The organism is Streptomyces sp. GDS52, assembly GCF_052246875.1.
Lineage (GTDB): Bacteria > Actinomycetota > Actinomycetes > Streptomycetales > Streptomycetaceae > Streptomyces > Streptomyces cathayae.
Genome location: NZ_CM125966.1, coordinates 3474445 through 3487351, shown reverse-complemented (window position 1 = coordinate 3487351; position 12907 = coordinate 3474445). Strand labels below are relative to the sequence as shown.

The 12907-nt window shown below is 72.8% G+C and carries 13 protein-coding genes; 3 read left to right on the top strand and 10 right to left on the bottom strand.

Going from position 1 to position 12907, the window contains the following annotated elements; genetic code table 11:
• Positions 1-41 precede the first annotated feature (41 nt).
• The 10 genes from ACTWJ9_RS15830 to ACTWJ9_RS15785 form a co-directional block, all read right to left on the bottom strand.
• Positions 42-3146: an FAD-binding and (Fe-S)-binding domain-containing protein gene (locus ACTWJ9_RS15830; protein WP_443294341.1), complete on the bottom strand. Its 3105-nt coding sequence runs from the start codon at positions 3144-3146 to the stop codon at positions 42-44.
• 73 nt (positions 3147-3219) lie between these two features.
• Positions 3220-4296: an iron-containing redox enzyme family protein gene (locus tag ACTWJ9_RS15825; protein ID WP_279334874.1), complete on the bottom strand. Its 1077-nt coding sequence runs from the start codon at positions 4294-4296 to the stop codon at positions 3220-3222.
• Complete coding sequence (locus tag ACTWJ9_RS15820; protein ID WP_279334873.1) at positions 4293-4538, bottom strand: CDGSH iron-sulfur domain-containing protein; 246 nt, start codon at positions 4536-4538, stop codon at positions 4293-4295. The genes ACTWJ9_RS15825 and ACTWJ9_RS15820 overlap by 4 nt, the downstream gene beginning before the upstream one ends.
• Entirely contained in the window at positions 4522-5223 is a 702-nt protein-coding gene (locus ACTWJ9_RS15815; protein WP_279334872.1) for a HemK2/MTQ2 family protein methyltransferase, read from the bottom strand. Before ACTWJ9_RS15815 ends, ACTWJ9_RS15820 begins: the two co-directional genes overlap by 17 nt.
• Before the next feature lie 11 nt (positions 5224-5234).
• The gene (locus ACTWJ9_RS15810) at positions 5235-5837 is read right to left on the bottom strand and encodes a flavodoxin family protein (RefSeq protein WP_443294340.1); all 603 of its coding nucleotides are present in this window, start codon (positions 5835-5837) and stop codon (positions 5235-5237) included.
• A gap of 101 nt (positions 5838-5938) precedes the next feature.
• Positions 5939-6586: a DUF4291 domain-containing protein gene (locus tag ACTWJ9_RS15805; protein WP_388704122.1), complete on the bottom strand. Its 648-nt coding sequence runs from the start codon at positions 6584-6586 to the stop codon at positions 5939-5941.
• Positions 6587-6690: 104 nt separating this feature from the next.
• The gene (locus ACTWJ9_RS15800) at positions 6691-7011 is read right to left on the bottom strand and encodes a GYD domain-containing protein (RefSeq protein ID WP_387040378.1); all 321 of its coding nucleotides are present in this window, start codon (positions 7009-7011) and stop codon (positions 6691-6693) included.
• A gap of 288 nt (positions 7012-7299) precedes the next feature.
• Positions 7300-7527 carry a DUF6480 family protein gene (locus tag ACTWJ9_RS15795; RefSeq protein ID WP_279334868.1) on the bottom strand — a complete coding sequence of 76 codons (228 nt, stop codon included), beginning with the start codon at positions 7525-7527 and terminating at the stop codon, positions 7300-7302.
• Positions 7514-7648 carry a hypothetical protein gene (locus tag ACTWJ9_RS15790; RefSeq protein ID WP_279334867.1) on the bottom strand — a complete coding sequence of 45 codons (135 nt, stop codon included), beginning with the start codon at positions 7646-7648 and terminating at the stop codon, positions 7514-7516. Before ACTWJ9_RS15790 ends, ACTWJ9_RS15795 begins: the two co-directional genes overlap by 14 nt.
• A 333-nt stretch (positions 7649-7981) precedes the next feature.
• Positions 7982-8647, bottom strand: a complete 666-nt coding sequence (locus tag ACTWJ9_RS15785) for a histidine phosphatase family protein (RefSeq protein ID WP_388704117.1) — start codon at positions 8645-8647, stop codon at positions 7982-7984.
• Positions 8648-8859: 212 nt separating this feature from the next.
• Here ACTWJ9_RS15785 and ACTWJ9_RS15780 point away from each other — a divergent pair, with 212 nt between their 5' ends.
• The 3 genes from ACTWJ9_RS15780 to ACTWJ9_RS15770 all read left to right on the top strand — a co-directional run bounded on the left by ACTWJ9_RS15780 (position 8860) and on the right by ACTWJ9_RS15770 (position 12844).
• Complete coding sequence (locus ACTWJ9_RS15780; protein WP_387040161.1) at positions 8860-9525, top strand: response regulator; 666 nt, start codon at positions 8860-8862, stop codon at positions 9523-9525.
• On the top strand, positions 9522-10625 hold the full coding sequence (locus tag ACTWJ9_RS15775; RefSeq protein WP_279334864.1) for a sensor histidine kinase: 1104 nt from the start codon (positions 9522-9524) through the stop codon (positions 10623-10625). Before ACTWJ9_RS15780 ends, ACTWJ9_RS15775 begins: the two co-directional genes overlap by 4 nt.
• 827 nt (positions 10626-11452) lie before the next feature.
• Positions 11453-12844 (top strand): phosphatase PAP2 family protein, encoded by a 1392-nt coding sequence (locus tag ACTWJ9_RS15770; RefSeq protein ID WP_443294339.1) that lies wholly within the window; start codon positions 11453-11455, stop codon positions 12842-12844.
• The last annotated feature ends 63 nt before the right edge of the window (positions 12845-12907 follow it).

Sequence of the window (12907 nt, the reverse complement as noted above, 5' to 3'; positions counted from 1 at the left end):
GTGCGTGGTGAGCGGTACCGGGGGCGGCACCGGGAGCAGGGTCAGGTGCGGTGCAGCGAGCGCAGGGCGGCCCGGCCGGCCGTCGTCGCGGCGGCCGAGGTGAGGGCGGCGGCGCCCGCGGTGGCCGCCCACCGGGCCGCGCGGGAGGGCGGGCCGGGGCGCACGGCCAGGCGTTCGGGGTGCTCGCTCGGGAGGGTCCCCTCCAGGCCGAGGGCCAGGGCCTCCGCCAGGTGCAGGGCCCGCCGCCCGGTGCCGCCCTGTTCGATCTGGGTGCGGCAGCTGAAGCCGTCGGCGAGCAGCAGGCGGTCGGGTGCCGCCGCGCGGACGGCGGGCAGGACGCCCTGCTCCGCGATCGCCATCGAGACCTCGTGGTGGCCGCGGGTGAAGCCGAAGTCGCCGGCCAGCCCGCAGCAGCCCTCGTCCAGGACGTCGGCGTCCAGGTGGGCGCGGCGCATCAGCTCCCGGTCGGCGTCGAACTTCATGATCGCGTGCTGGTGGCAGTGGGTCTGCACGGTCGCGTGCCGCGCGAGCCCGGGCGGCCGCCAGTCGTCGGGCGCGTGGTGGACGAGGTGTTCGGCGAAGGTGCGGACCTGTCCGGCCAGCCGCCGTACGTCCTGGTCGGTGGACATCAGCTCGGTGGCGTCGGAGCGCAGGACGGCGGTGCAGGACGGTTCGAGACCGATGACCGGGGTGCCCGCCTCGAGGTGGGGCCGCAGGACGCGGAGGGTGCGGCGCAGCACCTTGCGCGCGACGGTGAGCTGGCCGGTGGAGATCCAGGTCAGGCCGCAGCACACCGGCTCGGTGGGCACGGTGACGCGGAAGCCGGCGTCCTCCAGGACGCGTACGGCCGAGACGGCGACGGCGGGGTGGAAGTAGGTGCTGAACGTGTCGGGCCACAGCACGACGGTGTGCGGGTCGGCCGGGTCGGGTTCCTCGCCGGCGCGGTCCCGCCACCACTGGAGGAAGGACCGCTCGGCGAGCACGGGCGCCGGGCGGGCCGCGTCGACGCCGGCCAGCCGCTTGCCCGCGCGGGCGAGACCGGGCGCATGGAGCGCCGAGTTGACCAGTGAGGGGGCGACGCGGGACAGGCGCGCCCACACGGGCAGCCAGCCCATCGAGTAGTGGGTCGCGGGACGCGTCCGGCCCTCGTAGTGGTGGGAGAGGAACTCCGCCTTGAGGGTGGCCATGTCGACACCGGTCGGACAGTCCGACTTGCAGCCCTTGCAGGCCAGGCACAGGTCCAGCGCGTCGCGTACCTCCGTGGAGCGCCAGCCGTCGGTGACGGCCGAGTCGGCGTGGCCGTCGAGCATCTCGAACAGCAGCCGGGCCCGACCGCGGGTGGAGTGCTCCTCCTCCCGGGTGGCCCGGTAGGAGGGGCACATGACGCCGCCGGAGTGGCTGCGGCAGTTGCCGATGCCGACGCAGCGCAGCACCGCGCGGTTGAAGGAGTGGTCGTCCTCGGGGAAGTCGAAGTGCGTCGCGGGGGTGGCCGGACGCCAGGAGGAGCCCAGCCGCAACTGCCCGTCGACGGGGTGGGGGTGGACGATCTTGCCCGGGTTCATCCGGTTGCCGGGGTCGAACAGCGCCTTCAGCTCGCCGAACGCGGTCACCAGCCGCTCGCCGAACATACGGGTGAGCAGCTCACCGCGGGACTGGCCGTCGCCGTGCTCGCCCGACAGGGAGCCGCCGTAGGAGACGACGAGGTCGGCGGCCCGCTCCAGGAAGCGGCGGAAGTCGGCCACGCCCCCGGCGGTCCTGAGCCCGAACGGGATGCGGGTGTGGACGCAGCCCTGCCCGAAGTGCCCGTACAGGGACGGGTGGTCGTAGTCGAACTCCTCGAACAGCTCCTCCAGGTCCCGCAGATAGTCGCCGAGCCGGTCGGGCGGGACCGCCGAGTCCTCCCAGCCCTCCCAGGTCTCCCGGTCGTCGGGCGGGCGCGCGGTGACGCCGAGTCCGGCCTCGCGCGCCCTGAGCATGCGCTGCTCGCGTTCCGGGTCGTCGGAGAAGGCGACGTCGCCGCCCTTCTCGGACCGGCCGAGGGCGCGCAGCAGGGCGTGCGCCTGCTCGTCGACGTCGTCCTGGCTGTCGCCGCCGAACTGCACCAGCAGCCAGCTGTCGCCCTCCGGCAGGGTGTCCAGCGACTCCAGGTAGGCGTGCTCCTCGCGCATCAGCTGGGCCATCCGCCCGTCCAGGGCCTCCAGTTGGTTCGGGGCGCAGTGCTCCAGCAGGCGGGGGACGTCGTCGGCGGCGGCGCGGATGTCGTCGTAGCCGAGGACCAGCAGCGACCGGTACGCCGGCACCGGCACCAGATCGAGCTCGGCGTGCAGCACGGTCACCAGGGTGCCCTCGCTGCCGACCAGCGCTCCGGCCACGTCGAAGCCGTTCTCCGGCAGCAGGGAGTCGAGGTTGTAGCCGGAGACCCGGCGCGGGATCTTCGGGTAGCCGTGCCGGATGTCGGCGAGGTTCTCGGTGACGATGCGGTCCAGACCGGCGTACAGCTCGGCGCGGCGGCCGCCCTCCGCGGCGATCCGCGCCCGCTCGGCCGCGGACGTCGGCCCCACCCACATCCGGACGCCGTCGTAGGTGAGCACCTCCAGGCGGCGCACGTTGTCCACGGTCTTGCCGTACGCCTGCGCGGACGCGCCGCACGAGTTGTTGCCGATCATGCCGCCCAGGGCGCAGTGGCTGTGCGTGGAGGGCTTCGGCCCGAACTGGAGCCGGTGGTCCGACAGCCGCCGGTTGAGCGCGTCCAGGACGATCCCCGGTTCGACCACGCAGGTCCGCGCGTCGGGATCGACGGAGACCAGCCCGTGGCAGTGCTTGCTCCAGTCGATCACGACGGCCGTGTTCGTCGACTGGCCCGCGAGGCTGGTGCCGCCACCCCGCGACAGCACCGGGGCGCCGAGACGGGCGCACACCCGCACGGCCCGCGCCCCGGCCTCCACCGTGCGGGGCACCACGACACCGATCGGGACCTGGCGGTAGTTCGAGCCGTCGGTGGAGTACGCGCCTCTGCTGCCCGCGTCGAACCTGACCTCGGCGTCCACCTCCTCGCCGAGCGCCGTCACCAGCCGGGCCGCGTCGGCGCCGGAGAACACGGAACCGGAGCCCTCGGGGCCAAAAGCGTCGAAAGGAGTGCGAGGCATCGGAGGAACCGCCTTTCCTGAGCCTGAGCCTGAACTCGAGTCTGGGCCTGGGACTGGGACTGGGCCTGGGCCGCTAAACCGAAGAGCGGATGCCGGCTTCCAGCGGTCTGTTCCCGCGCAGTGCCGTGGCGCCCTCGCGCCAGGCGCCGAGCAGCCTGGCCGCCAGGCGGTCCTCCAGGTGGGAGGTCGCGCGGATCCCGAACACCACCTCGGGATCCAGGTGCGGTTCGCCCTCCAGGAGCCCGCCGACCACGTCGTGCCGTACGACCTGCTCGTGCACCGCGTCCGCCTCCACGTGCTCGGCGTAGAACCGGACGGCCGCCGGGCCCGCGCCCACGCGGCGCAGCGCCTCGGCGAGACGGCGCGAGCCCGGGGACGAGGTCGTCTCGACGGCGGCGAAGTGCCCGACGAGCGCCGCGCGCAGGGCGCGGTGCAGACCGAACAGGGACATCAGGTTGACGGTGGCGAGCGCCTCGGCCGGCGCGGCGTCGACGTAGTGGCCGTACGCCGTGTCCAGCCGCAGGTCCTCCATGAGGTCGGCGAACAGTTCCGCGTGGATCTCGTCGGCGCGGCCCGCACCGAACTCGTCGAACTCGACGGCGACCATGGCGGCCTTGGCCCGCCCGTGGAGCCGCGGGAGGACCCAGGCGTGCGGGTCCGCCTCCTTGAGGTGGTACAGCGAGCGCAGCGCGGCGTACTCACGCAGGTGGCCGAGGCCGCCCTCGTCGCGGAGGAAGTGGGAGACACCGCCGTCGTCGCCGACCGGTTCGAGCTGGAGCTCGTCCAGCGCCTGCCGGGCCGTGTCCGTGGCGTCCACCGGCACGTCCGCGCGCAGCGCGCCCAGGAAGCGACGCTCGAGCGCACCCCGCCAGGCCAGCAGGCCACCGTCCCACTCCAGGCTGTCGGGAACGCCCTGGAAGCCCTGGTAGTGCAGTTCGTAGAGGATGTAGAGGGCGAGTTGCAGGTCGTCGCCGTAGGCGGAACACCGCTCGGGAGACGGCACACTCCCGGGGGCCGTACTCCCAGGGGCCGGACTCCCGGAGTCCGCGCCCCGCAGCAGGGCCGTCACCGCGGCGGAGAGCGGGCCGCGCGGCTCGGGCAGCGGCGGAGACAGCAGCCGGAGCCGGCGCCGGGACGCGGAGCCGGTCACGGGGCCTCGCCCTCCTTCCGCTCGGTACGGGAGCCCGGGCCGGAGGGCTTGCAGCGGCGCCGATGACTGGTGTCGCACCAGGGAAAGATGCGGCTCCGGCGACAGGTGCAGACGGCCACGGTGAAGCGCTGGGAGACCATCACCTCGCCGTCCTCGCCCACCACTTCGACCGGCCCCTCGATGAGCAGCGGCCCGTCGCGCTGGACGCGGACGCGGCGGGGGCGTTCAGGCGTGTTCGGCACGGATGACCACCAGCTCCTCCGTCGTTCCGTCGGCCGCCAGACCCTGCTCGCGCAGCCAGGCGAGCCGTGAGCGCAGCACCCGGCCGAAGGGCAGCCGGGTCCGGTCGACCACCTCCGGGCGCAGACCGGCCCCCTCCAGCCGGGTCAGGGTGTCGTCGACACCGCACAGGTGCGAGTGCACGAGCAGGAGCGTCCCGGCCGGCCGCAGGACCGTCGGCGCGCTGTCGCAGATGCGGTCGATCAGCAGCCGGCCGTCCGAACCGGCGTCCCAGGCCCGGGCGGGGCCCCGCGGCGGCGCGGTGCCCGGGGTGGGCACGTAGGGCGGGTTGGTGATCACCAGGTCGAAGCGGCGGCCGGGCACGGCCGTCGCCAGGTCGCCGTGGCGCACCCGCAGGGACTGGCCGTTCAGCCGGGCGTTCCACCAGGTGGTGGCGAGCGCCCTCCACGAGATGTCGACCGCGGTGACCCGGCCGCCGAGCCGGGCCGCCTCCACCGCGAGCAGGCCGCTTCCGGTGCCGAGGTCCAGCACGTCCGTCTCTCCCGTGATCCGCTCGCGACGCAACGCCCGCCTCAGGAGCCCGGTGTCGGTCTGCGGGGCGTACACGCCTCTGGGGACCCAGTGGCGCAGACGGGGGGCGGCGGTGCGGGATTCGGCCGACACGGAGGCCGGCACGGGGACTGTCATGGGTGCCTCCCTCAGCCACCTGCCCGCAGGGGCAGCGCCGACAGGGCCCGCGCGACACCGAGGAGGTTGTCGGCCATGGCGTGACCAATGCTGTGCGCCCAGTCGCGGCCCCGCTGTTCGTCCAGGTAGTCGGGCCCCGGACCGGGGCCGAGGTGCCAGTACGTCCAGGCCTGGCCGGGGATCGTGTCACCGATGTGGGCGAGGCCCCCGGAGATCTCGCTGATGACGTGGTGCGCGCCGTCCTCGTTCCCGGTGACCACCACACCGGCCACGCGGTGGTAGGCGACGGGGCGGTCCGCGTCGTCCGTCCCGGACATCATCGCGTTCATGCGTTCGAGGACGCGCTGCGCCACCGAGGACGGCCGGCCCGGCCAGGTGGGCGAGGCGATGACCAGGATCTCGGAATCCAGGAGCTTCGAGTGGACCCGGGGCCACTCGTCGCCGTCGCCGGCATCGGTGGCCACACCGGGGGCGATGGCCAGGTCGACGGCCCGTACGGATGTGACCTGCACGTTCTGTTCGGAGAGCCGCTCCGCGACCACGGAGGCCGGTGCCTCGGTGTGGGAAGGCTCGGGGGACCGCTTGAGAGTGCGGTTGACGACGAGTGCTTTCACGATCGCTCCGGCATCGGGGGCGGGTGGCCCGCTGCACGCACATCCACCGGCAGCGGTGCCCCACGAGTACCCCGCGACACCGGACGTAACGAGCGGGGCTCCTACGACACCACCCGGCTCCGGACCATGACGGACGTCTCGGCCGACGACCGCACGCATGGCCGCAGGTGTTCCAGGAGCCCTTCGGGAACGGGGTAGGGCGGCTCGTGGGGAAGAAGCCGCCGGGTGGCTTCCAGGTCGCCGTCCCGCACGAGCCCGTGGATCTCGTGCGCGAGGGCGGTGGTGTCGGTGACGGAGACCGTCCACTCGTCCGCGTAACGGCGTGCCGCCTCACCGGCGAGTCCGAGCTGCAGCGAGCGGTGGGCGAGCGGCCGCAGGTGCACATCGCGCTCGGGGTCCCACTGGACCCGCGCCGGAGCCCGCTTCAACTCCCGCCTCCAGGCGGCCCGGTCGGCGTGCAGCCCACGCTCGTAGTGGGACAGGCAGGCATGCTCCAGCGCCCACTCGAAGCCCTCACGGGTGATCTCGACCGCGAGCACGACCTCCTGCCCCTCCTTGGTCCCCCACCCGCAGCGGTACATCATCCAGAGGAAGGACGGCTTGATCCACGTCATCCGGTCCCGCTTCCAGGCCGCCGGGAAGCGGCCCTCGCGGGCTGCGGGCAGGCCGATCTCCGGTCGGTACGCCTGGTAGACGACGACTGTGGAGCCGGTGGAGCGGGCGCGGATCTGATGCTGAGGTTCTCCCACGGTGACAGCGTGCGGAATCCGCCCGACGCGCGCCGGCGAATTACCCGGGCGCTCGGTCGCCGAGGGAGGGACCGGGTCTCACCGGAAACACCCGTGGCTTCCGGCTACCTGCCCGGGGCGCGGAAGGTGACCTCTCGGCGGGTGGCCTCGTCGACCTCGTCGAGGGTGAGGAGCGGGGTGGCCCGGGTCTGAAGGGCGCCGCTGGCCTTGACGGCGAGACTGACGGCGGCCATGGAGACCGCGTCGGGGAAGTCGACGACGATCACGGTGTCGCTCTCCCCGAAGGCGAAGTACATGGCCTCGACCTCCCCGCCGAGGCCGGTGACGACCTGGTCGACGGCGGCGCGGCGGCTGCTCGCGCCGTCCTTGAGCAGGCCCTTCGCACCCTCGGACGTGTAGGTGGCCTGGATGAGGAACTTCGGCATGGGGACGCTCCGTGCTCATCGATGATCGGTGTGCAGAATGACCTTCCCGCTGTCAGGCCGACAGTCGGCCACCGAGCGGCTGGATTCACCCGTCGGAAGCTGAACCATGGCGTAGGGCCGACGGCGGCGCGGGTACGTGCGGAGATCGGGGGCGCCGGGCGGCGGGTCTCCGGCCGCTCGGGCCCCGGCTTCCGGTTTCGGCGTTCAGCCGGCTTCCTGAAGCGGACAGATCCGTCGACCCCGGCGGCCGAGCGGCTCGGCCGCCGGGGCCGACCGGCAACCGAAGTGCTACGTGACCAGGGACACCACCATGGCGATCAGTCCGATCGCCACCAGCGCCACCACCACCATGATCAGGACGAGCGCCATCGGCCCCCACCCCTTGCGCAGTTCGTGCGGCTCCGGATACGAGATACCGGAGATGCCACCTTCGGCGGGTGGTGTCTCACCGGGGGACACACCGCCGCCCGGCTTGATTCCCGGGGTCCGCCTGGGATCGGGATCAGGAGTCGTCATGGCGCACGCTCCTCTCGGTGCTCGTCTGCCATGTGCCTGCGGGCCGGTGCGACCACTCGCCCTCGGTGACCAGGACGGCACCGACGTCCTGGTCCCGCGTCATCCGGGTCACAGCCGTCACCGAGGCCTGAGTTCGACGGTCGCCGGGGCGCTCGTCATGGCCTCGCTGGTCTCGGGGACCTGCTGCGCCGTGGAACCACCCTTCCGTGTGGCGTGGGCGGTACGCTCACCGCCGCTCACCCCCGAGTACCCGCGGGCGACCGGTTCTCACGTCAGCACCGGGGGCATGTGGGCGACGGTCGGAACCGGTGATCGTGCACGGGTACGGACGGATGAACTTGCTCGGACGTACTTCCTGACCTGCGAGGGCGCTTGCCCGTGAGCTGCCGGGCCCGGAGCCGGGTATCGCCTCACGGGCGGGCTGTGGGCGGGCTGTGGGCGGGCTGTGGGCGGGCTACGGGTACGAGTCGGGAGTCGCCGAGCCGAGCGCGACGCTCAGCGGATTGCGGCGATGCCGACGCCTTGCCGCGGGGGCTGCCCGAAAACCACCCGGCTCGACCCGCGGCGTGGGGCCGGGGCGCACGTGCCGACGGCCGTTCCGGGAGGACAGGCACACCGTGACCGACGCCCCCACCGTGATGTGCCAGAACGCGGTCACCGGAGCCGACAGGGCGTGGACCAGCGCGGCCCGGGCCACGGCCGGCTCGGTGACGGCCACCACGTGTCCCGCGTGCGGCGGCAGGCCGTCGATCCAGTCCGCGATCCGTCGGCAGAATCGGCGCACGGATTCGCCCCCGTGGGGTACGGCATCCGGGTCCGTCAGCAGGGCGGAGAGCCCGTAGGGATCGGTGACGGCGACTTCGGCGGCGCTGCGGCCGCGCCATTCGCCGTAGTCGAAGTCGCGTAGCGCGGGCTCCACCTCGGTCGTGAGGGCGAGAGCGTGAGCGGTCCGCGCGCAGCGGAGGGAAGGCGCCCGGACGGCCGTCGAGTACCGGGTCGGGACCGCTCCGACGACGTCTGTGCCGACCGGGCCGCGCTCGCGCGCCGCAAGGTCATCGAAGATCGGCCGGCCCGTGTCGTCCCCGGCGACCGGACAGAGGAACGTCAGACTGATCGACATCCGGCTGCTCTCCCTTCTGCGACGAGGTACTGCCCGCTGCCTCCACAGTCGGGCACCGCCGCCGGTGAACCCATCCGGCACCTGTCCAGAGCCGTCCCGCCGACCGGCTGGAACACCCCCGCCACCCGGCGGCTGTCGGTCCCGGCACCGGGAAGCGCGCCCGGTGGTGGGTACGCATCGGACAGTGGGGCCCGACGGCGAGTGGAGCACGCATGATCCGGGTGATGGTGGTCGACGACGAGGCGCTGATCCGTACCGGTTTCCAGCACATCCTCGAGGCGGCGGACGACATCGAGGTCGTGGCGGCGGTTTCCGGCGGTCGGGCGGTCCGAACGGCACAGGAGCGACGCCCCGCCGTCGTACTGCTGGACATCCGCATGCCCGACGTGGACGGCCTCACCGTCCTGGCCGACCTGCGCGCGCTGCCGCACCCTCCGGTGGTGGCCATGCTCACGACGTTCGGCATGGACGAGTACGTCACCGCGGCACTGCGCTCGGGCGCCGCCGGCTTCCTGCTCAAGGACACCGACCCGGAGCAGCTGCCCTCCCTGGTGCGGACTCTGGCAGCCGGCGGCACCGTCCTGTCGTCGGAGGTCACCCGAACCGTCGTGGACGGCTACCTGAACGCCGGCCCGCAGCAGGCGGCCGTCCGCAGCCTCGACCGGCTCACCGACCGCGAGCGTGCCGTACTCGCAGCCGTCGCCGAGGGCCTGACCAACGCCGACATCGCCGCACGGATGCATCTGAGCACCGGCACGGTCAAGGACCATGTGAGCGCCGTCCTCACCAAGCTGGAGGTGGGCAGCCGCGTCCAGGCCGCCCTGCTCGCGGAACGCGCCGGCTTCCTCAGGACCCCGCGGGACCGGGAGGGAGCATGAGCACCCGCCGCCCGCCCGCCCCCCTGCTGGACGCCGCCCTCGTCGCGGTGGCGTTGCTCGATGTCTGGGTCCATGCCGACGCCTCCGAGCCGCTGCGCTTGGTCTGCGCCCTGGTCGCCGCGTTCGTCCTTCTCCTGCGCCGGCGCCTGCCGAGGCTGACGTTCCTGCTCACCCTTCCCGCCGTTCTCCTCTCCGACTCGGTCTTCGCCGCCCTGGCCGCGCTGTACACGCTCGCCTCGCTCACCCGTGGCCGCACTCTGCTGGTCGTCTGCGCCGTGGCGTTCACCTTCAGCGATCTGGTCTCGTTGCCCTCGCCGGGATTCGACTTCTCGGCACCGTCGACCTTCATCGCCATGGGCTACACGGCGGCGACGGCGGCCGCCCCGGTCTTCCTCGGTCAGCTCGTGCAGGCCCGGCGCGATCTGTCGTTGCGGCTCGCGGAGATCTCCCGGGCCCGCGACCACGAGCGGCAGCTGACCGCCCAGACCGTGCTGGCCAGGGAACGCACGACCCTCGCCCGCGAGATGCACGACGTCGTCGCCCACCAGGTCAGCCTCATCGCGGTGCGGGCCGGGGCACTCCAGGTCGGCAGCCGCGACACCGACGTCCGGCAGGCCGCGGCCACGATCCGGAAGCTGAGTGTGCAGACGCTGGAAGAGCTGCGGCACATGGTCAGCGTCCTGCGCACCGCCGGGGGCGATCCCGTGGAACTGGTCCCGCAGCCCTCGCTCGCCGATCTCCGGCGGCTGGTCGACAACAGCGGTATCGAGACCGAGCTGCGGACGGACCTGCCGGACGGTCTGCCACCGCCGGTCCAGCGCGCCGTCTACCGCACCGTCCAGGAGGCGCTGACCAACGTGCGGAAGCACGCCCCCGGCGCGACAGCGGTCGTTCGCATCCGCCACGAGCACGCAACGGTCCGTGTCACCGTCACCAACTCACCGCCGACGCGTCCCGCTCTCTCCCTTCCCGGCGCCCACCACGGCCTGGTCGGCCTGCGCCAGCGTGCCGAGCTGCTCGGCGGCACCGTCACCTGCGGCCCCACCCCGGACGGCGGCTACCGACTGAGCTTCGCCCTCCCGGTCACCGGCACACGGTGACGAGGCGAACCGGGTGACCGACGACGTCGTAGGCCGCCCGCCCGGCACCCCCGCCCCCGACTTCCCTGCCCCGGCTCCCTGCCCCCGGCTCCCCTGTACCCACCACCGCTCTCCGCCCCGGTCCGTGACCGAGGAAACGGTGGAGGCGACACCGGGCGTGCGCAGGAGCGGATGAGCTCCACCATCGACATGCTCTTCGAGGACGCGCGCGGGCTGCGGGCTACGGCTACGGGCTGCGCTCACCCGCTCGTCACCGTGGTTCCCGCAGGATCGGGTGGGGAGGGGGACGGTGTCCCTCCGGGTGGTGGGGGGAGGTTCCCGCGGCCTGAGGCTGTGGGCCCCGATACGGGTACCGTGCCGAAAACCGTGAGCAGTCGGCGGGCAGGTGTCACTCAAGCGCTCAGATGAGCGGCATCAGGACAGTAGTGGCCGAAGTGCTCACACCTTTGGGATGGTGTGTCCTCCCCGGGGCGTGGACGTGTGTCCCGGCGTCGCCGTGTCGAGGCCGTCCGCCCGATCCGGGACGAGACCGGAACCCCCGTCGAGGGCCTGACCGGCGCGATCGCGTCGGACCGAGAGGTGGGGCGACGGTGACGACGGACCCGTCGCAACCCGGGCTGTGATCTTTCCGTCTTGCTTCGACGGGCAGCGCTTCGTGAAGGGAAAGCGGTTCCGGCCGGAAGACGACGAGCGAAACCCGCCCTGACATGACCGACATCTGACGGACCAGCCAAGAAGTGAGACACATGCCACCGCAGGACGTTTCTCGAATAAGCCGGAGGGCCGCGCTTTCCGCGGGGCGTCGACCACGGGCGAGACTCTGGGCCGTGGCGGGTGTCGCGGCCCTCGGATTCCTCATCCTGCTGGAGTTCGCCGCGCGTCGCCACGGCCTGCCGGGGCCGATCACCACCCAGGTGCGAGAAGTGGTGGTCGCCCCCAAGTCGGGCGGCCTGCTGTACGCCGCCATGGCGTTGACGGCGGTGGTCCTCACCTGGCGGCAGCGGTTCATCGCGGTGGGCGCGGCGATCGGTATCGACATCGCCTTCTCACTGGTCCGGTGGGCGGTGGACGCCGGGACGACCGGTGGCCATCCCTTCGGCAACGGCGCGTTGTGGGTGATCCTGGGTCACGCGGTCATCGCGGTCACCCGCCGCACCGGCCGGGAACGTGTCCTGCTGCTGAAGGGCGTCGGGCTGGGTCTGCTGCTGGTGGCCGGCCGCAAGACCGGTGACACCTGGCTGCTCCTCACCTCGAAGACCCGCCCCATGGTGCTCGACCAGTACGTGGCGACGGCCGATCACGCGTTGGGCGATCCGTCGTGGCTGGTGGGCCGGATCGTCACCGCCACCGGCCCCATCGGCTTCAACGTCCTCGACGTGGTCTACGGCCAGCTCGCGGTGGCCGCGGTCGTCGTCGCGCTGTACCAACTGCGCGGGGTGGCGGCCGAGCGCCGCTTCCCGGGCCACCACCTGGTACGCACCTTCCTGGTGATCGGCCTCCTCGGGCCGGCCTTCTACATGGTCTTCCCGGTGGTCGGACCGCTCTTCGCCTACGGCACCGGCACCGAGTACTGGGCGGCGGTCAGCCTGTGGGCGCCGGACATCCCGTCCAGCGAGCACTGGGCGGTGGCCGACCTGTGGCCGCGGACGCCGCCGCCGATCGACACCCCGCACCCCATGCCGTTCGACGGGATCACCCCGCGGAACTGCATGCCCAGCCTGCACACGGCGTGGGCCGTCGCGCTCTTCCTCCACACCCGGCAGGGCCCGCGCGCCCTGCGGTACGCAGGAACGTTCTGGCTGATCGCCACGCTCACCGCGACGCTGGGCTTCGGCTACCACTACGGCGTGGACCTCATCGCCGGCGTGGTGTTCGTGCTCACGATCGAGGCGGCTCTGCGGTCGTTCGACCGGGGCTGGGACCGGGCAGGGGTCCGACTGGCCGCTTACGGAGCGACGGTCTTCGCCGCGCTGCTGCTGTCCTATCGCTTCCTGCCGTCGCGGATGGCCGAGTATCCGTGGGTGTCAGGCCCTCTGCTCATGCTGGCGATGGCCTCCGTGGTCCACGGCTACGTACGGACCACCGCGGCGTGGGAACCGAGGGACACACCGGCGCGACAGCCGCAGCCGGAACCGGAACCGGAACCGGAACCGGAACCGGATCCGCAGCCGGAGCCGGAACGGCAGCCGGAACCACAGCCGGAGCCGGAACCGAGCTGAACCGTGGTGCACCGGGTTGCCCGCTGCTCCGACCTCGCCGGTGCGTGCTGACGTGTTCCGGGC

What these genes read in the sequence shown, in the direction of transcription:
- ACTWJ9_RS15830 (WP_443294341.1), bottom strand. Translation starts at nt 3,146, where the DNA reads ATGCCTCGCACTCCTTTCGACGCTTTTGGCCCCGAGGGCTCCGGTTCC.
- ACTWJ9_RS15815 (WP_279334872.1), bottom strand. Translation starts at nt 5,223, where the DNA reads ATGACAGTCCCCGTGCCGGCCTCCGTGTCGGCCGAATCCCGCACCGCC.
- ACTWJ9_RS15800 (WP_387040378.1), bottom strand. Translation starts at nt 7,011, where the DNA reads ATGCCGAAGTTCCTCATCCAGGCCACCTACACGTCCGAGGGTGCGAAG.
- ACTWJ9_RS15795 (WP_279334868.1), bottom strand. Translation starts at nt 7,527, where the DNA reads ATGACGACTCCTGATCCCGATCCCAGGCGGACCCCGGGAATCAAGCCG.
- ACTWJ9_RS15785 (WP_388704117.1), bottom strand. Translation starts at nt 8,647, where the DNA reads ATGTCGATCAGTCTGACGTTCCTCTGTCCGGTCGCCGGGGACGACACG.
- ACTWJ9_RS15780 (WP_387040161.1), top strand. Translation starts at nt 8,860, where the DNA reads ATGATCCGGGTGATGGTGGTCGACGACGAGGCGCTGATCCGTACCGGT.
- ACTWJ9_RS15775 (WP_279334864.1), top strand. Translation starts at nt 9,522, where the DNA reads ATGAGCACCCGCCGCCCGCCCGCCCCCCTGCTGGACGCCGCCCTCGTC.